Annotated in this window: 20 protein-coding genes and 1 pseudogene; 2 read left to right on the forward strand and 19 right to left on the reverse strand. The window is 51.1% G+C overall.

Annotated features, from left to right (window positions below):
• Positions 1-8: 8 nt before the first annotated feature.
• Genes ACKGJP_RS27760 through ACKGJP_RS27785 form a run of 6 tightly spaced genes read right to left on the reverse strand, consistent with a single transcriptional unit; the run spans position 9 to position 6,538 of the window.
• The gene (locus ACKGJP_RS27760) at positions 9-1,286 is read right to left on the reverse strand and encodes a peptidase (RefSeq protein WP_409342023.1); all 1,278 of its coding nucleotides are present in this window, start codon (positions 1,284-1,286) and stop codon (positions 9-11) included.
• Positions 1,287-1,317: 31 nt separating this feature from the next.
• On the reverse strand, positions 1,318-2,502 hold the full coding sequence (locus ACKGJP_RS27765; protein WP_409342024.1) for a thiolase family protein: 1,185 nt from the start codon (positions 2,500-2,502) through the stop codon (positions 1,318-1,320).
• A gap of 16 nt (positions 2,503-2,518) precedes the next feature.
• On the reverse strand, positions 2,519-3,181 hold the full coding sequence (locus ACKGJP_RS27770; protein WP_409342025.1) for a 3-oxoacid CoA-transferase subunit B: 663 nt from the start codon (positions 3,179-3,181) through the stop codon (positions 2,519-2,521).
• Positions 3,166-3,864, reverse strand: coding sequence for a CoA transferase subunit A (locus tag ACKGJP_RS27775; RefSeq protein WP_409342026.1), 699 nt, complete (start codon positions 3,862-3,864; stop codon positions 3,166-3,168). Before ACKGJP_RS27775 ends, ACKGJP_RS27770 begins: the two co-directional genes overlap by 16 nt.
• A gap of 12 nt (positions 3,865-3,876) precedes the next feature.
• Positions 3,877-5,244 (reverse strand): aspartate aminotransferase family protein, encoded by a 1,368-nt coding sequence (locus ACKGJP_RS27780; RefSeq protein WP_409342027.1) that lies wholly within the window; start codon positions 5,242-5,244, stop codon positions 3,877-3,879.
• Between the two features lie 25 nt (positions 5,245-5,269).
• Positions 5,270-6,538 carry a Glu/Leu/Phe/Val family dehydrogenase gene (locus ACKGJP_RS27785; protein ID WP_409342028.1) on the reverse strand — a complete coding sequence of 423 codons (1,269 nt, stop codon included), beginning with the start codon at positions 6,536-6,538 and terminating at the stop codon, positions 5,270-5,272.
• A gap of 204 nt (positions 6,539-6,742) precedes the next feature.
• Here ACKGJP_RS27785 and ACKGJP_RS27790 point away from each other — a divergent pair, with 204 nt between their 5' ends.
• Positions 6,743-8,392, forward strand: coding sequence for a PucR family transcriptional regulator (locus ACKGJP_RS27790; protein WP_409342029.1), 1,650 nt, complete (start codon positions 6,743-6,745; stop codon positions 8,390-8,392).
• Between the two features lie 90 nt (positions 8,393-8,482).
• Here the strand turns inward: ACKGJP_RS27790 and ACKGJP_RS27795 are convergent, their stop codons facing one another.
• The 9 genes from ACKGJP_RS27795 to ACKGJP_RS27835 all read right to left on the reverse strand — a co-directional run bounded on the left by ACKGJP_RS27795 (position 8,483) and on the right by ACKGJP_RS27835 (position 16,865).
• Complete coding sequence (locus ACKGJP_RS27795; RefSeq protein WP_409342030.1) at positions 8,483-9,304, reverse strand: creatininase family protein; 822 nt, start codon at positions 9,302-9,304, stop codon at positions 8,483-8,485.
• Positions 9,305-9,315: 11 nt separating this feature from the next.
• The gene (locus ACKGJP_RS27800; protein ID WP_409342031.1) at positions 9,316-10,032 is read right to left on the reverse strand and encodes an amino acid ABC transporter permease; all 717 of its coding nucleotides are present in this window, start codon (positions 10,030-10,032) and stop codon (positions 9,316-9,318) included.
• Between the two features lie 63 nt (positions 10,033-10,095).
• Complete coding sequence (locus ACKGJP_RS27805) at positions 10,096-10,881, reverse strand: ABC transporter substrate-binding protein (RefSeq protein ID WP_409342032.1); 786 nt, start codon at positions 10,879-10,881, stop codon at positions 10,096-10,098.
• A gap of 20 nt (positions 10,882-10,901) precedes the next feature.
• Positions 10,902-11,624 (reverse strand): amino acid ABC transporter ATP-binding protein, encoded by a 723-nt coding sequence (locus tag ACKGJP_RS27810; RefSeq protein WP_409342033.1) that lies wholly within the window; start codon positions 11,622-11,624, stop codon positions 10,902-10,904.
• Positions 11,625-11,963: 339 nt separating this feature from the next.
• Positions 11,964-12,137, reverse strand: coding sequence for a hypothetical protein (locus ACKGJP_RS27815; protein WP_409342034.1), 174 nt, complete (start codon positions 12,135-12,137; stop codon positions 11,964-11,966).
• A 25-nt stretch (positions 12,138-12,162) separates the two neighbouring features.
• On the reverse strand, positions 12,163-13,773 hold the full coding sequence (gene aceB / locus ACKGJP_RS27820; RefSeq protein ID WP_409342035.1) for a malate synthase A: 1,611 nt from the start codon (positions 13,771-13,773) through the stop codon (positions 12,163-12,165).
• 30 nt (positions 13,774-13,803) lie between these two features.
• Complete coding sequence (aceA, locus tag ACKGJP_RS27825; RefSeq protein WP_409342036.1) at positions 13,804-15,084, reverse strand: isocitrate lyase; 1,281 nt, start codon at positions 15,082-15,084, stop codon at positions 13,804-13,806.
• Positions 15,085-15,104: 20 nt separating this feature from the next.
• Positions 15,105-15,269 carry a hypothetical protein gene (locus ACKGJP_RS27830; protein WP_409342037.1) on the reverse strand — a complete coding sequence of 55 codons (165 nt, stop codon included), beginning with the start codon at positions 15,267-15,269 and terminating at the stop codon, positions 15,105-15,107.
• A gap of 264 nt (positions 15,270-15,533) precedes the next feature.
• Positions 15,534-16,865 (reverse strand): DRTGG domain-containing protein, encoded by a 1,332-nt coding sequence (locus ACKGJP_RS27835; RefSeq protein WP_409342038.1) that lies wholly within the window; start codon positions 16,863-16,865, stop codon positions 15,534-15,536.
• A 124-nt stretch (positions 16,866-16,989) separates the two neighbouring features.
• Here ACKGJP_RS27835 and ACKGJP_RS27840 point away from each other — a divergent pair.
• Positions 16,990-17,184, forward strand: a pseudogene (locus ACKGJP_RS27840) (hypothetical protein); the annotation flags it as partial.
• A 134-nt stretch (positions 17,185-17,318) separates the two neighbouring features.
• On the opposite strand, the gene ACKGJP_RS27845 reads toward ACKGJP_RS27840, so the two are convergent.
• The 4 genes from ACKGJP_RS27845 to ACKGJP_RS27860 all read right to left on the reverse strand — a co-directional run bounded on the left by ACKGJP_RS27845 (position 17,319) and on the right by ACKGJP_RS27860 (position 21,669).
• Entirely contained in the window at positions 17,319-18,215 is an 897-nt protein-coding gene (locus ACKGJP_RS27845; protein WP_409342039.1) for a phytanoyl-CoA dioxygenase family protein, read from the reverse strand.
• A gap of 131 nt (positions 18,216-18,346) precedes the next feature.
• Positions 18,347-19,144, reverse strand: a complete 798-nt coding sequence (locus ACKGJP_RS27850) for a helix-turn-helix domain-containing protein (protein WP_409342040.1) — start codon at positions 19,142-19,144, stop codon at positions 18,347-18,349.
• Positions 19,145-19,361: 217 nt separating this feature from the next.
• A complete protein-coding gene (locus tag ACKGJP_RS27855; protein WP_409342041.1) occupies positions 19,362-20,927 on the reverse strand; it encodes an endonuclease/exonuclease/phosphatase family protein in 1,566 nt (521 codons plus the stop codon).
• The gene (locus tag ACKGJP_RS27860) at positions 20,902-21,669 is read right to left on the reverse strand and encodes a DeoR/GlpR family DNA-binding transcription regulator (protein ID WP_409342042.1); all 768 of its coding nucleotides are present in this window, start codon (positions 21,667-21,669) and stop codon (positions 20,902-20,904) included. The genes ACKGJP_RS27855 and ACKGJP_RS27860 overlap by 26 nt, the downstream gene beginning before the upstream one ends.
• Positions 21,670-21,778 lie beyond the last annotated feature (109 nt).

A 21,778-nucleotide genomic window follows, 5' to 3' on the forward strand; every position in this document is an offset into this window, starting at 1 on the left:
ATGCTCCTTTATCTATCCGTATCCGTTACACCGCACCAATCGATAACCGTTAACGCAATGATTTCTGCCGCTTCGATAACTTTTTGGAGCTCGATATACTCATTCGGATAATGGGCCACACCCGTGACTCCCGGCCCGAAAACGATGGTCGGCGTGTTCCCTGCCTGCGTCAGCAAGCCGCCGTCCGTTCCCCATGGCGATGCTTCAATGACCGGATCTTGACCGACGACTTGACGATACCGATCCGCTAATGCGTTCATCAGCTCATGCTCCGTATCGATGGATCCCGGAATCCAGCGGGCGCCGAACCATTCCAGTACCGGGGGATGCTCCGCAAACCACGAATCCGTCTCCGATAGCCGGTTCATGAACTGTTCCATTTCGGCTTTGGCTTTCTCCATTGTTTCATCGGGAGCGACGCCCATCCGCCCCTCCAGCTTAAGCAGATCCGGAACGGAAGAAGGCCAATCTCCGCCATGAATGACTCCTACATTGATCGGTATCGGAATGGGGGTGTTGCGATAAAGGGGATCGGTAATTCGGGCATTTCGCTTCTCTTCCAGATCCCTTATCTGTTTGATGACAAGCATGCTTTTCTCAATCGCACTGACGCCTTCATATCGCGTTCCGCCATGAGCGGATCTGCCTTTGACTTGGATGCGGAACCACATCGAGCCCTGCTGTTTCGGGAAAATGCGCATATTGGTCGGCTCCGGAATGAGCGCCGCATCCGCTTTGTATCCTTTCAGGACAGCAGCCAAGGTCCCTGCGCCGCCGCTCTCTTCTTCGATTACGCTTTGAAAGATGACATCGCCTTTCAAGTGGAGACCGGATTCCCGGATGGCTTGAATGGCGAGGAGCAAGGATACGTTACCGCCTTTCATATCCGTTACGCCGCGGCCGTACATCCTTCCATCCCGGATATTTCCGCTGTAAGGGTTCTCCAACCACTGCTCCCGGTCACCTTCGGGAACGACATCGATATGCCCGTTCAAAATAATCGATCTGCCCCCGCCGGAGCCTCGTAAAATACCGACAACATTAGGACTTCCGGTGAATGCTTCGCGCGGTGAGCAAAAACAGGGATGCTTCTTCAATTCCTTCCCGTCCGGCTCCCATATATCAACTTCCAAGCCTATCTGCTGCAGCTTGCGTGCGACTAAAGCCTGCGCCTCCGCTTCATTGCCCTGTGTGCTTGGAGCCTGCACCAATTGTTGAAGAAAGGCTGTCGCGTCTTCACGCAGCTCTTTGATCCGCTGTCTTATCCGTTGTTTGCTTTCTATCATTTCATCCACCCTTGCTTGCGATTGTGATCCTCTACAGCTTGCTTGTATTCTCGTAGATGACGGCAATCCCCATTCCTCCGGCCATACAAAGCGTAACCATGCCGTACTTGACTCCCGACCGCAGCATTTCGTGCATCAGGGTAACCGTTAGTTTGGCTCCGGTCGCCCCGACCGGATGCCCCAATGCGATCGCGCCTCCATTGACATTCACCCGTTCCGGTTTTAGCTCCAGTTCCCGGATGACGGCCAGCGCTTGTGCCGCAAAGGCCTCATTCAGTTCGATCAGTCCGATATCTTCTAAAGAGAGCTGAGCTTTTTGCAATGCCTTCCGAACGGCGGGTACCGGTCCGACTCCCATGACATTCGGCTCAACGCCTGCGCTTGCAAAGGCTTTCACTTTCAATAACGGTTCGACTCCTTGTTGAACCGCTATTTCCCGCGACATGACGAGCACGGCTGCCGCACCGTCGTTCATCGGACACGCGTTCCCTGCCGTTATGGTGCCTCCTTGCTTAAATGCCGCCGGCAGCTTTCCCAGCTTATCCAGTGAAATGTCTTCGCGTACCGATTCGTCCTGATCGACCATACGCGTCCCTTTGCGTTCTACGACCTTAACCGGCATCATCTCTTTGCTAAACCGGCCGTTACGTATCGCTTCGTTTGCTTTACGGTGGCTTTCAAAGGCATATTCATCTTGCTCTTCCCTGGAGATCCCGAACCGTTCCGCCAAACGTTCGGCCGTCATGCCCATATGCTCATTCCCCAGCGAACAAATCAGCCCGTCGGCCAGCAAGGCATCTTCCATTGCTATATTTCCAAACTTGCCGCCCCAGCGATTTCTTACCAGATAGGGGACGCTGCTCATACTTTCCACGCCGCCGGCAACGACAATATTCTCCTGACCGGCAGCAATGGTTAGAGCCGCACCCGTGATCGCTTTCAGTCCGGAGCCGCATGCTTTAATGACGACATGTCCCGGAACGGCACTCGGAAAACCTGCCAATTGGGAACTGATTCTTGCCGAATTCAAGCCTCCGCCATGCACATAGCCGTGGCCGAAAATGACTTCATCCACCTCTTCCTTCGAAACGGACGTTCGGCTCATCAATTCTTCCAGCACTTGGCGTCCCATCTCCGCTGCAGACACGTCGCGCAAAGATTTGCCAAAGGCCCCTGCTGCGGTTCGGACACCCGCGACAATGACAGCTTCTTTCATGGATGATTCCCCTCCTTTATTCGATACTTGCGACAACGGAAGGGATGATCAGCTCCGCTTCCGTATGCTTGATGACGGCTTCAACCGTATAGGGAGCCATGACTTCTCTCAAGATCAATCCTTCTTCGCTTACTTCCATGATGGCCATTTCCGTGATGATCAGGTCGACGCTGCTTTTCGCCGTTAGCGGAAGGGAGCATTGCTTCAATATTTTCGATTCGCCTTGCTTATTCACGTGATTCATGAGGACGATCACTTTTTTGGCCTTCTGAGCCAATTCCATCGCTCCGCCCATCCCCGGAACCCGTTTCCCGGGAATGATCCAATTTGCCAAATCCCCTTTTTCGCTAACCTCGAGCGCACCAAGAATCGTGATATCCACATATCCACGGCGAATCATACCGAACGCGGTAGCACTGTCGAAATAGGAAGATCCGGGCACTGTCGTCACGGGAAAGCCTCCGGCATTGCATAAGGCGGGATCTTCTTCCCCCCGTGCAGGACTTGGCCCTGTGCCCAATATGCCGTTCTCCGCATGAAACAGGACATGAATGTTATTCGGAAGATAGTCGGCAACCAACGTAGGAATGCCGATCCCCAAATTCACGATCATACCGTCTTGTATTTCTTTTGCCGCCCGTTTAGCGATTCGATAACGGCTGTCTACTCCCATGCCCATTTCCAATTCACCCCTTGACTCGGTATCACCATATCCACAAAGATCCCCGGCGTCACGATACATTCCGGATCCAGCTCGCCGATCGGAACGATCTCATCGACCTCCGCAATGGTGAAAGCGCCGGCCATAGCGACGAGCGGATTGAAATTCCGGGCGCTTTTGTCATAGATCAGATTCCCGTAAGGATCCGCCTTCTTGGCATGAACGATGCTGACTTCCGCCGTTAGCGCCGTTTCAACCAAATACGGTTTGCCTCCGATGACGATCTTGTCTTTCCCCTCTTCGGCTATGGTACCGATTCCGACGTCCACAAACACACCGCCCAATCCGACACCGCCGGCCCGGATTCTCTCGGCTAACGTTCCTTGCGGGCAAAATTCCACCTCTAGCACGCCCTCATTCATAAGTTTGCCGGCGTTAGGATTGGAACCGATATGGGAGGCAATGACTTTCTTGGCCCGGCCATCCGTTACGAGACGACCGATTCCGACATCCGGGAACCCCGCATCGTTGCCGATCAAAATCAAATCGCGAACCCCTTTATCCAATAGCCCTTGAATGAGCGAGGGAGGATTGCCCACCCCGCCAAAACCTCCGTACATCAAGATGCATCCATCATGGATATGCGCGAGAGCGTCCTCCAAGCCGGCTGCTTTGCTTCGTGAATTTACCGCACGGTTCATTCCGGTATCCTCCTAAATGGTCTGCATGCTTCCCAAATGACCTTCAACCTGCAATTCCGCTTGGACTTCGACGATTGCGCTCTCCAACAGCTGCACCAAACGATCGATTTGCTCTTTGGTTATAATCAGCGGCGGCGAGATGATAATCGCATCCCCGGCTGCTCCTTCAATTCCTCCTGCAGCGGAATAAACCAGAAGCCCTTTCTCGAAAGCCCGTTTTATGACCCGCGTCGTAACGCCCAGAGACAAAGGGAATAGACCGCGCGTATGTTTATCGGAGACGAACTCGAGGCCGAGCAGCAATCCTTTTCCTCGAACATCCCCTATTATGGACAGACGATCGGCAATCGACCGTAATTTTTCCATAAGATACTGCCCGTTTACTTCAGCTGCTTGTACCAGATTATGTTTGTCGATATAGTCCAAGACGGCAAGGCATACGGCAGCCGATTGCGGGTTTGCACTGTACGTATGTCCGGCCATCACCGATTTGGAGCCATTCAAAATCGGTTGCATGACCCTGTCGCTGACCAAGGTTGCCGCCATCGGCGTGTAGCCTGCGCTCATCCCTTTTCCCAAGGCAATGATGTCGGGCGCAACTCCCCAATGCTCCATCGCAAACATTTTCCCGGTTCTTCCGACACCCGTCATCACTTCGTCGGCTATGAACAGGATATCGAACTTCTCGCAAATCCGTTTAATCTCCTGATAGTATCCGTCCGGCGGCGTAACGGCTCCTCCGGATGCACCGATAATCGGTTCGGCGATAAACCCGGCAACGTTCTCCGGACCGATCCGAAGGATAGAGGTTTCAAGCTCCCTTGCGCACATCAGGCTGCATCCGGGATAGACGTTATTCAAAGGACATCGATAGCAATAAGGCGCGGAAACGGACGGATAATCTTCCAGCAGCGGGACAAATCGTTTGCGGCGCTGCACGTGGCCGGACATGGATAAGGCTCCCATCGTGATTCCGTGATAGCTCATCCAGCGGGAAATGAACCGGTTTTTGCGCTCATGCCCCTTCTCCTGCCAATGCTGAATGGCAATCTTCATCGCCGTTTCCGTCGCCTCCGAGCCGCTTCCGACGAAAAACGACCAATTCAAGTCTCCTTGCGACAATTCGCTTAGCTTCTTGGCGAGCTTCTCGGCCGGCTCGTTCGTAAACTGCGAACGGTAGGCAAAAGACACTTTGCCTGCTTGCGCCATCATGGCCTCGGCGATTTCCGGAACCCCGTGTCCGATACTTGCCGTAACCGCTCCGGAAGATCCGTCTATATATTGTTTTCCTTCCGTGTCATACAGGTAGATCCCGTTTCCGCTGGCCACCGTGGGGTAGTTATAATCCAGAACAGGTTTAATCAGATGTGTGCGGTCCATATTGGTTCCCCTCTTTGCCTTTGTGTTAAACCCAGCCTCTCCACCGTGCAGCTTCCGCGATTTTTTTCAAACCGGCTATATAGGCAGCCAATCTCATATCCACCTTGCTTACAAGAGAGATTTGGTAGACGGTTCGAAACGATTTGACCAAAATTTTTTCCAGTTTCTCGTTGATCTCTTCTTCAGACCAATAATAGCCTTGATTGTTTTGAACCCACTCGAAGTAAGAAACGATGACTGCGCCCGTACTCGCCAGGACGTCCGGAACAATCAGCACGCCTCTTTCGCTGAGCATTTCCGTTGCGATCTTCGTTGTCGGCCCGTTCGCAGCTTCTACCAGTATTTTAGCTTTGATCATGGAAGCGTTCTCAGCCGTAATTTGATTTTCAATGGCTGCAGGGATTAAAATGTCGCACTCCTGAACCAGGAGTTCCTGATTGGTTATCAGGTTCCCGAACAGATGGGTTACAGCGCCGAAGGAATCCCTTTTTTCCAGCAAATAATCGACATCCAGACCTTCCGGATTGTATAAAGCGCCGTTTGCATCTGATATCCCCACTATTTTCGCGCCGGAATCATGCAGAAATTTTGCCAGAAAACTTCCCGCATTGCCGAACCCTTGAATAATCACTTTTGCCCCATCCATCCGCACTTTGGCCACTGTCGCCGCTTCGCGCAAGACAATGGTGACCCCTTTGGCCGTCGAGGAATCTCTTCCGACCGAGCCTCCCAATACAAGCGGCTTGCCTGTAATAAATCCGGGCGAGTCGAGCTCGCGGATACGGCTATATTCATCCATCATCCAGGCCATGATTTGAGTATTGGTATACACATCCGGAGCAGGAATATCTTTGGTCGGACCTACGAGCTGGCTGACAGCCCGTACATATCCGCGGCTTAAACGTTCCAATTCTCTGGTGGACATGGCACGCGGATCGCACCGAATTCCGCCCTTGCCCCCGCCATACGGGAGATCGGTCAGACCGCACTTGATACTCATCCACATCGATAGCGCTTTCACTTCCTCTTCCGTAATTTCCGGATGAAAACGAATGCCGCCTTTGGTCGGTCCTACCGCATCATTGTGCTGGGCGCGGTAACCGGTGAATACCTTGATGGACCCGTCATCCATGCGTATGGGAATCCGAACCGTCAATAAACGAAGCGGTTCCTTCAAAAGTTCATAAAACGACTCTTCATAGCCCATATGTTCTAACGCTTTCTTGATCACCTGCTGCGTTCGATCCAAAACATCGACATTTTCCGTTTGCCGCTCCATCGTATTTGCCTTCATGATTGTCCTCCGGCTTCTGCGTATTTTCCAGCATCGAAAGCATGTGTTACCTGTATTTTAATATAGGCAACACCCCTCATCTATTCGCCGCGCGAGTCCAAAATACAATTGCTTTTTTATACATCATGTACAAAGATGATGTTGCTGAAAATAGATGCCCGTGATATAACTAACTCAAACAACCATGAACGCAAAGGGGCATGAATGATGGGAATTAGTATCCTCGAGGCCATTCAGCTTCCCGTAATGTCTCAGACGAAGTTGGTCGCCGGATTAGACGGTCTGAACAATATCATTAAATGGGTAACGATCGTGGAAGTGATTGATGATATCAACCGGCTGCAAGAAGGCGAATTCCTCATCACTACTGGCTTCGGCCTGATGGAGAGCATGGAGAAGCGGGAACAATTTCATGCTCTCTTGGCCAACAGGAAATTGTCGGGAATAGCCCTGTACACCGGTTTTTATATCCGTGAAATTCCCGAATCGTTTATCGAAATCGCCAACCGCTCTGCACTTCCGTTAATCGAAATTCCGATCGACATCAACTTCTCCATGATCACCAAAGCGATTTTGGAACAAATCGTAAATAAACAATTCGCCATGTTTGAGCATTCGATCAACATCCATAAGGAATTCACGCAGCTCGTACTCGGCAACCAAGGAATCCAAGCCATTACGCAAACGCTTTCTCGCCTCACGGAAGGAAGCATTATTCTGTTTAATCAAGATAAATCGGTTGTGGGCGATTGGTTGATTCACGATGATGTGAAGATGGCGAATAAAGACACGCTGGAGATCCTTTCCCGGGAAGTCCCGTTACCCTTCGATCAGCAAGTATCTCAATTGCTTGATTTGGACAACCCGTACATCATGTCCCTATACGCCATCATTGCCAACAATGTAAACTACGGATGGATTTTAACCATCAAGGATAAGCAGCGATGGAAAGAAATCGATCAGATAGCGATTGAACATGCCGCAACCGTATACGCCATCGAGTTTTTGAGGTATAAAGCGATAGCGGATACCGAGATTCGTCTTCAAGGCGACTTTCTCGATCAGATTCTTCATGGAAACTTTACGGACATAAGCGAAGCGATTGAGCGCGGAAAGAAGCTCGGATTCGATTTGATGTTGAGCCAAGCCATCTTGCAGATTAAGGTGGAGAACCTTCCGCCGAACTTCGAGCGGCATACCTTAAATGAGATGCTGGAGCGGCTTTATCGAATCGTAAGCCAGGTTATGCTGAACAATAGCCGTCAATTTTTATTGCGCAACCGATTGGACGGTTTCATTATTCTTATGGAAACGAATGAAGACGCGCATCCGTCATCGAAGCTATCCAAAATGGCGATCGTTCAACAGATTGACGAGAAATGGAAACTTATTTACCCGCAATTCCCGCTTAGAATCGGGATCGGCAGGAGCTATAACGAGATTTCCCGTTTATCTCAGAGCGCCAAGGAGGCGCAGCATGCATTAACCTTCTCCAAGCTGCTGTTCAAACCGAAATCCCTCGTCGAATACGACGATTTGGGCCTTTATCATTTTCTGATCCAGATGCAGGAATTAGGCATGAATGTACGGGAGTTCTCGGAAACCCATATCGGAGCCTTACTGCAAAACAAACGGCAAAGCGCCGACATGATTCTTACTTTGGAAACGTATCTGTATAACAACCAAAGTATCCATGCTACGGCGGCAGAACTGTATATTCACCGTCATACGCTAAAGTATCGGATAACCCAAATTGAAAAAAAGACCGGCTACAGCTTACAGTCTCCGGAAGACCGTTTCCATTTGCACCTGGCCATTATGGCTTATAAACTGCTCGCTTCCTCCAACGATTGATTTCGTTTGATAGCCGTCTTCTGCGTAGAAATAACAAAGAGGGGCAAGTGCTAACGCCCGCCCCTCTTTGCTTGCTTCTATAGGAGAATTCTATAGGTGGCTGATTCTGGGGTGATGTTCCCTTTGTTGGAATAACTCTATAAATTCCACAAGTCCCTCAACCGCGGCATTTAGCAGCAGCTCCCCTTTTTCTCTCGTTGCTTTCGTAGGGTCACCTAAGGTTCCGGTTTCCGAAATCGCGCTCCAATATGGCATCATGATGACGGGCTTCCCTTCGCCGGGTCCAATCAGATCCAGCCAAAAATATTTGGATTGTTTAAATTTATCCAAATCCCGAACCGCTTTATCCATTTGAACCAAATCTTCTTTGATCGCCAGATACATCGACGTTTCCAGTTCGCAAGCATGATTCATGCCGCCGGGATTTTCCGACTCTCTAACCTTCGCTACACATGAAATCAACGGCTCCAAATCCCAATGGGAAATGGAAGCGCACATAACGTCCGGGTATTCCAAAATCGTTTGACGGGCGGCAACCTGCAGCAAGGATACATTGCTTCCGTGACCGTTCATCAGAAGAATTCTTTTAAACCCTTGATGCGCCAGACTTTTACAAACATCGACCACATATCGAATGAAGGTTTCACCGCTAATCGAAATGACTCCCGGAAAATCCATCTGATGAGGCGCATAGCCGTGATTGATCGGAGGAATGACCACCATCCTATGCGGGATTTTGGCGCCGGCACGAACGCATACTTCATTCGCCAAAACAAGATCCGTATCCACAGGCAGATGGTGACCGTGCTCCTCGATCATCGCAACCGGAACGACGGCGACCCGCTGTTCTTGTATCACTTGTTTAATTTCCGGCCAAGTCATCTCGGCAAAAAGATGTTTATCGACGCCCATTGTATTTCCTCCTATTTTTTATGAATGATTGAGGCTGCAATCGCACTTATCCATTTCTTGTCGGTCACATTTTTTTTGTTTGCTTTTGAATGAATATCAAGTCTTGCTTCCAGCTTGTTCACCAGATAGGTAAAGATCAATACGAGAGCCAGATAATACAATCCGACAACCATATAGGTTTCCAATTGTTTAAAATTCGAGGCCGCTTCGCTTAAAGCGGAACCCCACAGATCCGACATTCCCACGTAAGCGACGAGGGAGGACTCTTTAAGCCCGCTTATAAACTGGTTTCCAAGAGCGGGAATTGCCCTCTTGAACGCTTGCGGCAAAACGATTCTTCTCATGGCGAGCGGATAAGACATGCCTAAAGAGCGAGCCGCTTCCATCTGACCGCGATCGATCGATTGAATGGAACCGCGAAATATTTCCGCGATGTAAGCGCCTCCATGGACGGCAAGCGCCAGCACTCCCGCCCAAAACTGCGACAACACAACTATGTTGGAAATGCCGAAATAAAGAACGGCTATTTGCACGATGAGCGGCGTTCCGCGGATGACCGTAATATAAACGTTCGCGATAACGTTCAATATTTTGCTCTTGGAAAGTTTAAAAAAAGCAAATATGAGACCGATTCCGCTCCCCAGTAAAAGAGAGACGACCGTTAGCCTTAATGTAAGCAGAGTCGCTTTCAGAAAAACCTCATAGCTTGAGATCATAATATCCACCATGATGTTCACCTCATCCTTATAAATGCGAAGACAGGGTGCAGCGACACCCTATCCTGTTTTTTATTATTTTCGCAAAATGCTTTTTCCGAACCATTTTTGACTGATCTTCTCGTACGTGCCGTCCTTAATAATGTCGGCTAGAGCTTTATTCAGCTTATCAAGCAGCTCTTTGTCCTCTTTTCTTACCGCAATTCCGGCTTTCGACAACGTTAAAGGCTCGCCGATTTCTTTGATGGCTACCGAGCTTTCCTTCATCATTCGGAATCCTACCAAATCGTCTGTAATGACCGCATCCACCCGGCCGCTGGGCAGGTCCATAAGTGCCGTTAAATCGCTGTCATATTCCGTAATTTTATCCGTCTGCTTGGTAGCTAATTCTTTAAATGTACTCGCCTTAAGAACACCTAGCTTTTTGCCTTTCAAATCCTCGACGGATTTAATGCTGTTATTCGTATTGGCCACAAAAATTTGCGCCCCGGAATTGTAATAAGGAGTCGTGAAGCTGACCGTTTGCTCGCGTTCCGGCGTAATCGCCATGCTGCCCAATATTGCATCGTATTTTTTGGAAATCAGCCCTTGAATGATCGTTTCCCAAGGATTGGTTACCGGAACCGCTTTCATGTTCATTTTGTCTGCCAAGGCTTGTCCGATTTCCACGTCAAAACCGACAAGCTGTCCGTTTTCCTTAAAATTGAACGGCTTATACAGCCCGCTCATGGCAAAGTGAAATTCCTTTTGCTTCTCGGTTTGTTTCCCTTCGCCGGCAGACGCCTTCTTGTCCGATGCGCACCCTGCGAGCAGCATGGATCCCATAACGATCGATAGTATAGCAATCAGCCACTTCTTCATGTTTAACCCTCCAATGATTTTTATCGTATGCTGCGTAAAAATTGCTGCGCCCTCTCCGTTTTCGGATTGGCAAAAAACTGCTCCGGATGAGCTTCTTCCATAATCCGTCCATCCCCCATGAAGACGACCCGGTCGGCAACCTCGCGTGCGAAGCCCATCTCATGGGTTACGATTACCATGGTCATTCCTTCTTTGGCAAGCTGCCTCATGACCTGAAAAACCTCTCCGACAAGCTCAGGGTCAAGGGAAGAGGTCGGTTCGTCGAACAGCATGATCCGCGGCGCCATAGCGAGTGCCCTGGCAATGGCGACACGCTGTTTTTGGCCGCCCGACAGCCTATCGGGGTACTCGTGCGCCTTGTCCTTCAAGCCTACCTTCTCAAGCAAATCGTAGGCGATTTCGGTGGCGTCTTTCTTTTTCATTTTCTTGACATGTATGGGTGCCTCAATAATATTTTCCAAGACCGTTTTATGAGGAAACAGGTTAAAATGCTGAAACACCATGCCCACTTCTTGGCGAACTTGATTCAGGTTTGTTTTGTGGGGATCGCATTTTTCTCCGCGAATGTAAACTTCCCCATCGTCATAAATTTCCAGAAAGTTTATACACCTTAGCAAAGTGCTCTTTCCCGATCCGCTTGCGCCTAGTAGAACAACCACCTCCTTTTCTTGAACGGTTAAATCAACGCCTTTTAAAACGCTTACATTTCCGAATGACTTAACCAGGTTCTTGACTTTGATCATGAGTGGACCTCCTAGTAAAGGGTTGCAACCAAGTTTTAATACACACCGTCTAATTTATAAGTTGTTGAAGTTTAGTATCATTCTAGCGTGTAGCCTTGAATAAATAAATCTTAATACAGAAAGTGACAACAAACTATTCGCCGCCATAACGAAAAAAGCCATGTCATTTTTATACTCGACGTATATAAATGACATGGGCATATAACGTTTAATAGGAACTCGGAAAGCAGCAGCCGCAAGCGTGAAAAGGCCGATAATAACAACTATATTATCCCTGACGGAGGGGCTCGGCCGATACCGGTAATTTTATACTTCTGCCATCAAAGCTCCAATTCTCTGTTATTCCTGCAGCAAGGAGTTATAAAGGGTCAATAAGAGCGGCGAAAGCGGATAAAAAATCGTACTTTCGCAAGTATTGCACTTCATGACGGAGCGGTCCTTAAGCGGTTTTAGATCGTTTTCGCATATCGGACAGCAAGCTTCCGAAATCGTTTCGGCACCTGTCGGTCTCATCGGTACACTCTCCTTCGTGATTGATCTATAAGAAATCATAGCCCGGCAATGTCAAAAATTCATGAAAGTCGCGTGAAGCCGTCATTCGGCCGAAAAGCTCCGTTGCCAGCTGAAATCTGCCCTGTTCATACGCGATTTCACCGATCCGGCTCTTGATCTTGAGCAGTTCTTCTTCCGACAGCCGTTGAAACAATTCAACCGTTATTTTGCGCCCGTCTTCCAAAATTCCCTTCGGATGATGAATCCACTGCCATAATTGCGCCCGGGAAATCTCCGCCGTTGCCACATCTTCCATAAGATTATGGATCGGAACGGCGCCATGGCCTCTGAGCCAAGCTTCGATATACTGTATGCCTATGCTGATGTTGGCCCTGACTCCCGCTTCCGTTATCGGACCGGCGGGAACTCGCAGCAGGTCGGCTGATGTAATGGCCGGCTGCGTAATTTGTTTGCAGATTTGATTCGGTGCAGGCATATGTTCATCGAATACCTGCTTCGCGATCGGAACGAGCCCGGGATGCGCCACCCACGTGCCGTCATGTCCGTTTCGGACCTCGCGAAGCTTATCGAGCCGTACTTTATTCATCGCTTCTTCATTCGCTTGCGGATCGTCCTTGACCGGAATTTGCGCGGCCATGCCTCCGATGCAAGGCGCCCCGCGTTTATGGCAGGTTTGAATGGCCAGCAGTGAATAAGAAGCCATAAACGGCGATTCCATCGTGACAAGTCCCCGGTCCGGCAAAATGACGTCAGGCTGATTGCGCAATTTTTTGAGATAACTGAAAATATAATCCCAACGGCCGCAGTTGAGTCCGGCGCTGTGCTCGCGAAGCTCATAAAGAATTTCATCCATTTCAAATGCGGCAAGTATCGTTTCAATGAGTACCGTGGCCTTGATCGTGCCTTGTGCAATGCCGAGCGCATCCTGCGCATAGACGAACACGTCGTTCCACAAACGCGCTTCCAAATAACTTTCCAGCTTCGGCAAATAGAAATACGGTCCGCTTCCTTTGCCGATCAGCGTCTTGACGTTGTGGAACAAAAACAAACCGAAATCGAATAAACTTGCGGAAACGGGATATCCGTCAATAAGGAGGTGCTTTTCTTCCAGATGCCATCCGCGGGGCCGAACCTTCAAAATAGCCGTGTTTTCGTTCAGCGTATATGTCTTGCCGCCGGGATTCTCAAAGCGGATCGTACCGTTTACCGCATCCCGCAAATTCAGCTGTCCCTCCACCACATTGGACCACGTCGGCGAATTCGCATCCTCAAAATCGGACATATACAGCTTGGCTCCGGAATTGAACGCATTGATGACCATTTTCCGATCGCCAGCAGGTCCCGTAATTTCCACGCGCCGGTCGTTAAGATCGGCAGGAATCGGAGAAATCGTCCAATCCCCTGCGCGTACCGCTTCCGTTTCCTTCAGAAAATCCGGCAGCTCCCCTGCATCGATTCTCGCTTGACGCTCCTGCCGCTTCAGCAGCAGTTCTCTGCGTCTCGTACCGAATTGTCTTTCCAGATTCGCGATAAACGCTAAAGCTTCGGGCGTCAAAATCTCCAAATACGATTGATCTTTCATCTCGCCTTTCATTTCAATTCCTTGCGATATCGTTTGACCCGCCATCTTCCCCATTCCCTTCTCCGCCGCACTGTTCGGCTGTATTTAATGAGCAAACTGTTCCTTCTCCGTAGAACCGGAGAGCGCTGTCGTAGCTGAGCTTCCTCCGGAAATGACGAGCGACACCTCATCGAAATATCCGGTTCCTACCTCGCGTTGATGGCGAGTCGCCTCGTAGCCTTTGGCTTCGCTGGCAAATTCGGCTTGCTGAAGCTCCGAGTATGCGGCCATTCCACGGTCTTTGTACCTGCTGGCCAGTTCGAACATGCCGTGATTGAGTGAATGGAAGCCGGCCAAAGTAACGAATTGGAATTTGTAGCCGATTGCTCCGAGTTCCTGCTGGAATTTAGCGATGGTTGCGTCATCCAGCTTCTTCTTCCAGTTAAACGAAGGCGAACAATTGTAGGCGAGCGGTTTGCCGGGAAACTTGGCGTGGATCGCTTCGGCAAATATTTTAGCCTCCTCAAGATTCGGCTCCGATGTTTCGCACCAGATCAAATCGGCGTAAGGCGCGTAAGCCAACCCGCGGGAAATCGCTTGCTCCAATCCGTCGTTGACGTAGAAAAAACCTTCCGGCGAACGCTCGCCTGTCAGGAACGGACGGTCGTTGTCATCGATGTCGCTGGTGATCAGCTTCGCCGCGTTCGCATCGGTTCTGGCGATCAGAACCGTTTCAACGCCCGCTACATCGGCGGCGAGCCGGGCTGCGACCAAATTGCGCACTGCCTGCTGAGTAGGTAGCAGTACTTTACCGCCCAAATGTCCGCATTTTTTCTCCGAAGAGAGCTGGTCCTCGAGATGGACGGCGGAGGCTCCGGCTTCGATCATCGCTTTCACCAGTTCGAATACGTTGAGCGGTCCCCCGAAGCCGGCTTCCGCGTCGGCAACGATCGGAAGGAAGAAATCGATGTCGCCTCTGCCTTCGGAATGTTGGATCTGATCGGCGCGCTGCAGCGCTTGATTAATCCGTTTCACCACGTTCGGCACACTGTTGGCCGGGTACAAGCTTTGGTCCGGGTACATATGTCCGCTTAAATTGGCATCGGCCGCAACCTGCCAGCCGCTCAAATATATAGCCTTCAAACCCGCTTTGGCTTGCTGAACGGCTTGATTGCCCGTCAATGCGCCAAGCGCGTGAATATACGGTTCCGTGTGGAGCAGCTTCCACAATTTCTCGGCGCCTTTTTGAGCAAGCGTCTGCTCTACCAGAAGCGAACCGCGGAGACGAAGCACATCCTCCGGCGTATACGGACGTTTCACGCCTTCAAAGCGTTTGGAGTTCCAGCCGGCTTGCAGTTGTTCGATTTGATTTTGCTTTGGATTCATTTCCATCATCTCCCCTATGTTCATCTCGAATCGTCCAAATACCCGCTCCCGCCGCATACGGGACAGGTGTAGGGCCAATATCCGTCCCGGGCTGTTCCCTTATCCGTCCCTTCCATTCGATCCTGCTCTTCGCCGCTGCGATTATTGTCCAATTCCCCATTCCCGTGACAGATTAGACAGTCCATTACGATCACCTCCGAGCGTCTGTATTGATATATTGTAATTATAATTTATATATTGTATAACATTAATTATTCTGTTATGCAATATTATTTTTATTTTTCATTTGTATTATAACATTAAATCTTTCGTATGATTGCCGGACGGCACTTTCGGCCGTTCGAGAGAAAGAACACCGATCGCACGAATACCGATATGTCAAAAAAACCCGCCAATAGATGGCGGGCTTCGCATAATAGGTATTTTCCGGATTTACAGCTGTCTCCATGTTATAGAATACGTGCAGTAAACATAGCTCTCGCAACTCGCGTATCTTTACAAAAAATCTCGATATCGATCTTACAAAATTTACGGCTAAGTTCCACAATCGTCGGAACGATATCGATGACGTCGTCGATCTGTAACGGCACCAGAAAGTAGTTCGAGGAACTATCCAAAATTAAATCGCCCTTATTATGATCCTGAACCGTTCGATATGCCGCTCTGGTCATTAAAGTAGACAGGATACCTTCGGATACCATTCCTTCAAAATTGGTCATTTGCGGCGTAACCGTTCCACGAAAACGTAACGACCCTTCCTTATCGCGCTGCTCCTCGAAACCCGACCATATTTGAGCCTCGAATATTTCTCCATTTTGCGGTTGCTGTTGGGTATATTGCATGGCTTTCATGACATCTTTTCGGCTGATCACCCCGATCATTTTTCCCGTCTCATCGGTTACCGGCAGCATTTCGATTCCTTCCCATACCATCGTATGGACGGCCGATGCAACGGAAGTTTTGGCGCTGATCGTCATTGGATTTTCGGTCATTAGCGTAGTGATTTTTTGGTTAAGTTTGGCCCCGATAATGTCTTTCGTCGTAATGATACCGATTGGTTGGGAATCTCCGTCGATAACAGGATAGCGGGTATGGGTCGTCTCCTCCACCAGCTTTTGCATATCCTTCACCGTGCTTGATTCATGTAAAGAAAAAACCGGAGTTTCGTTTCTAATAATATCTCCGACCAACTTAATATGTTTTTTGATCATTCTGTTCGCGATGGCGCGATTGATCATGGTCGCCACGGTAAACGTATCGTACGCACTGCCGATAATAGGCAAAGCAAGCTCGTCCGCCAGCTGCTTCACTTCCGGAGACGTATCGAACCCGCCGGTAATGAGCACCCCCGCACCTTGGCCGAGCGCACACATATGCGCTTGTACGCGATTCCCCACGATCAGAAGGTTCTCGGGTTCGATGTATTTCAACATGGCTTCGAGCTGCATAGCGCCGATCACAAATTTGTTTAACGATTTATGCAGTCCTTCCGCCCCGCCTATCACGACGCCTTCCACAACGTGTACAATTTCTCCGAACGTAAGCTTATCGATGTGATGGTCTTCTTTTTTTTCAACCCGAATCGTACCGATTCGTCTTTTCGTACTGACGATTCCGATATTTTCGGCTTCTTTAATTGCGCGATAAGCGGTCCCCTCGCTAACATCCAGGTCTTGAGCGATTTGTCGAACGGACAGTCTCGTTCCGACACTCAAAGACTCGATATAACGGGTGATTTGTTTATGTTTCGTATCAAGATCCGGATTATCCCAAGGCATCATTTGTCACCTCATCCAACCTGTTATATACTGTATCAATAATTATATTACAACAGCATAACAAAATACAATTTTGAGTCCACTCCCCCGGGAGCAGTCAAAACGCTAGTAAAGATGCCGGAACCCGGATTTCCGTCCGGAGATGCTTCGGGAGCTGCTATACGAGGATCGGGCGCTGATCGACGGCTGGGATAAAAACATGTCGATCTACCGGCTGGAGGATTGGCCTTACTTCAACCGGATTTGGCATGGCTCGGTACTTAGAAGGAATTTGAGCGGGAATCATTCTTCGAAGCTTAAACGGCGCATCCCCTTGTTCTAAGGAGATGCGCCGTTTCTTTTACATGCTACATGACGATATCTTCACTAATCTGTGAATCTGCATTACTAAGCTCACTGTAGGCTTCACTATCTTTTTTACTGTACCACTCTTCAGGCGAGTAGCCGCAAATTTGGCTACACGCCCCACTCCTTGCGCGCTTCCGCCACCGGCTTGAACGGCGTTAAGCCCCATGCGTAATGGCCCTTCGGCTTTTTGCCGACCCAGCGCTCGTCTACCGGCTCCGAAGCCAGCTGGTAGCGCGTATCGGAGCTGATCCGGAACCGGTTGGTCGTGTTGTTGAGCGAAGCATGCATCATAAACATGCCGAATATGATCGCATCCCCGGCTTGAAACTCCGTCGTCGCCCATTGTCCCCCGTAGGTGTCCACGATTTCCACCGGGTCGTCGGAGAACCAGCCGGTCGCCACGTTATCGCGGTCGACGTCCATTTGCCCGTACGTTTGCTTGATTTTCTCGTAAGATTGCGAACCTAAGAGCATGGCAAGCGTTCCGAGCTCGAGAGGAATGTCACTGAAAGGCGTCCACATCGTGTATACGTCCTTCGTTCCGCGTCCCATGTAGACGATATCGTAATGAGCGCCGGTATTGCCGCCTTTGGCGATCGCCCGAGGCCATTTGTAGTCGTACGTCATGGCCGGTCCGCCAAGAAGCCGATCGAAGAACGCGAACACCTTCGGCGAGTTGACGACGTTCAGAAAATGCGGGAATTCCTCCTGCAGATCGTCTGCGCTTTTGCCCCACATGCCGCCTTTGTTTTCGGGCCCGATTACGCCGTCCTCGATCGGCGCTTCAGGATCCAGCTTGCCTGACGCTTGCAGCGCGCGCAGAAACTCCATTCTGGCGGAAAGCACATCTTCGCGATTATGAAAACCGCGGATAAGCAAGTAGCCATCCTCCTGCAAACGCCGGCGAAGCGCTTCCGTATCCTCCAAAATATCGTTCGAGCTGCGAAGCTCCGTCATGTATTTCCCGCCCATTTCGAGCTCGCGGTTACCGATTTGCACTTTCATCGTCGTTTCCCCTTCCTCAATCTGAAGTGTTCTTGCTTACTTCAAGAATAAAGAAACGGCGGACCAAAGTCGTTAGCGAAAACCGGACACCATTTACGCAAAACCGTACCGTTTGCCGCAGACGTCTACGGTCAATGGTGGAACAGCCGCTGATTTTTGCGCCAGTCCGACGGCGACAGGCTCTCCAGCTTTTTGAACCATGCGGAAAAGGAGTGCAGCTGCGTAAAGCCGATCGACTCCGCGATCGCCTGCATGTCCTTCTCCGTCGAGCTAAGCAGCCACTTCGCCTCCGTCAGCTTGCACTGCTGCTGAAATTGCTTGGGCGTCATGCCGAACACCTTGTTGAACCTCTTGCGGAAGCCTTCCTCCGATAGTCCGGCCATTTCCGCCAGATCGGCGATCTGCAGCCCGCTATGCAGATGTTCTCGGATATAATCCGCAATATGCGCTATCGACAACGCCTGCTGATCCGCTTGGGAATGCTCCGAAATGAACAGAAGCAGCATCCTCAGCCATGCCGTATAATTAAGCTCCGGCTCCTTCAGAGGAGAAGCCGTCACGCGAAGCCATTGCCGAAAAAGCAGCTCATACTGCTCCTGATTGAAATGCGAGAACGTGATGATCGTCGGTTCCGCATTCCGGATCAGCCGGTCAAATAGTTTGCGGATGTCCGCAGGCAGCCCGTCCGCAAGAATGACGCCGAAACGGATCGGCGTCACGGCATGAAACGAATGCGAAATGTCCGAAGGGATAAGGACGGTTTGCCCTGCGCTTACTCCTATTTCGCAGTCACCCGTGCGGAAGACGCCGCTTCCTTCTAGTATGTTCGTAATTTCCAGGCTGGCATGCCGAAAAAAATCCGGGTCCCCCCAGTCTTTTCCATGCGTGCCGATAAAGCTTCTAATATTCAGCCGCTCCGTCGCCGTCACCAGGCTTCCCTCCAGCCGGTTCTTTTGGACTCATGGTAGCATATCCCGGGCCGGCACGCCAACGGCAACAATGGCAATCGTCCGTTTGCGGCGTGTGCAGCGAGCGTCTCAGCAAGAAAATCCCCGTTCAGCCGAGGCCGGACGGGGATTTTGATTGCTTGTGCCAAGGAATCTGCAGTAACCGGAACCGGAACGTTCTCCAATCCGCAAGCAGCCGTTATTCCGATACCCGAAACGTCGTTACGACAGCCGCATGATCGGACGGAAAACTGACCGGATGCGTATCGATCACCCGGGAGCCTGAGGCTTGCAGCTTCGCGCCTTTGTAATAGATATAGTCGATTCTGTCCTGCATGCTCTCCTTGAAACGAGGCGACCAAGTAAAGCCGGGCTCTTGCACAGGATCGTCATGCACTTCCCGGAACGAATCCTTATAGCCGCTGTCCGCGAGCAGCTTGCTGACCGGCCATTCCACGGCGTAGCCGTTGTGATGCGACGCCGACGCTTCCGTCCAATCGAGGTGAGAGCCGTTGTTGTAGTCGCCGCATAGAAGCACCGGCGTATCGTCGGCTTCCCACGTAACGGCGCCGAGCTCTGCGAGAATCGCTTGCATCTCGGCAAGCCGTTTGTCCCGTTCGCCTTCCATAATGGCAGCAAGCGGCATCCGCTCCGGCTTCAGGAAGTCGCTCCAGTAATCGGGCAACCAGTGCAGCCACAGAGACGAAACGACGATGCGCTGCCGATCACTTAGGCGAATGCCCGCCAGCCCGCAGTGGAACGACACGAACACCGGCCGCGTTTCCTCGATCGGGTAGCGGGACAGGATCGATAGATTCGTGCTGCTCAAGTACATATAATACCCGAGCGCATCGGCGATGCGCGGCCCGGAGCCGTACGTTTCCTGCAGGCAAACGATATCCGCATCCACTTCCCTGATCAGGTCCACGACCCGCGCTGGGCCTGTCTCTCTGCCCGTCTCGTTGCCTCCGTGCCAAATGTTGAAGCTCATCACCTTCAGCTCCGAGACGATGCCGTCCTGCTTCGAGCTTGCCTCGCGTCCGGCAGCCGCGAGCTCCCCGTTTGGCTCCTCCGACCGGGCGGCGGCAAAATCGCGTTCTACCTCGTCGTCCGTCAACCGGCAAGCGTAAACGTCCATCGGCCCGATCATGCCGTTAAACGTATGCCATTCGCTTAAATCGCCTTGCGGCTTGCCGCCGATCGACAGCTGCAGAGACGCGTTTATCGCGGGTACCTTCTCCGTGTTATAGATCGCGACGTTGCGGCCGTCATAGTACAAGCGGGCCTCCTTCGTTCGGCCGCCATAGACGAAGGCAAGCTGATGCCACCCGCCGTCCCGTATGGATTGCCGAACCGGTGTCGGCCGATAATCGTAACGCTCTGCCCCGTTCGAGGCCGTCCAATACCAGGCGCCGTTTTCTTGAATGCCCAGTTTCCAGCCCGATTCCTTCTCGTCCCGTATGTCATAGGCCGCAACAAACTCATAGGCTTCCCAGGAATCGGGAGCGCCTTTCACCCATATCCTGACGGAAAAATCCGCTTCGTGTCCCTCGATTGGATTGTCTACGGCTAGCGGGATGCGGTTTGCCACCTCCAGTGTAAAATCGAGCGCGCTACCGCCGGGCGCCTCCTCTTGCACCGCCTGTTCGTATGAAGCAGGGTCAAGCGCAAAAGCCGGCTCCGGTGTTGCTTTCTTTGGCATCATGGTTTCCTCCAGCCTCCGGTTTCCTGCGGTTTCCTTACGGATGAACGATTTCGATTCCATGTTCCCCGTACGCTCTCACTATATCCTTATTGATTTTGGAGTCCGTTACGAAGCATTCCACCTCGGCGCAGTCGCAAACCTTTAACAGCGAGACCGTATCGAATTTGCTGCTTGCTCCCAGCGCGATGGTTTTCTGCGCATTTCTGTGCATCGCCTTCTGCAGCGACACCTCGCCGATCCCGTAGCTTGTAATTCCTTTGGCTAGCGACACTCCGCCCATGCTCATAAAGAAGGTATCCACATGGAATTGCGAAATGAACGCTTCCGCCATGTCTCCGACAATGCTGCGCTCGTCGCTCCGCACAAGACCGCCGGCTAAAATAATCCGGTAGTGCGGCATGTCGATCAGCTCGTTCAGGATGCGGAGCGAGTTCGTCACGACGGTCAGCCGTTCCACCCTCGACTTGAGCGCCTTGGCGAAACGTTCGTTCGTCGTGCTTGCGTCCAGCGCGATTGAATCGTCCTCGGAGACGTATGTGACGGCGATTTCGGCCAGTTCGTTTTTTTCCTCCAGCTGTTCGATTTCGCGCTCCGCATAGGGGATTTCCTCTCCCAGCCCCGGTTCGGCGGCGACTGCCCCGCCATGGACCCGCTTCAACAAGCCTTCGCACTCGAGATGTTCCAAATCCCTTCTGATCGTCTCCGTCGATACTTCGAACAGCTCAACGAGCTCGGACGCCTTAACCGATTGCTCGCGCTGCAGCTTCCGTACGATGGCTTTGTGCCTCTCCTGAGCAAACATGCTTCACACCTCCGCAAAATTCCTTTCATCCGTCACAATCCCTACACATAAACACAATTACACACATTTTACCACACATATACACAAAAAAGCACCCGGAGCGCCCCTT

Origin of the sequence: Paenibacillus litoralis (assembly GCF_046244365.1) — a bacterium.
GTDB lineage: Bacteria > Bacillota > Bacilli > Paenibacillales > NBRC-103111 > Paenibacillus_V.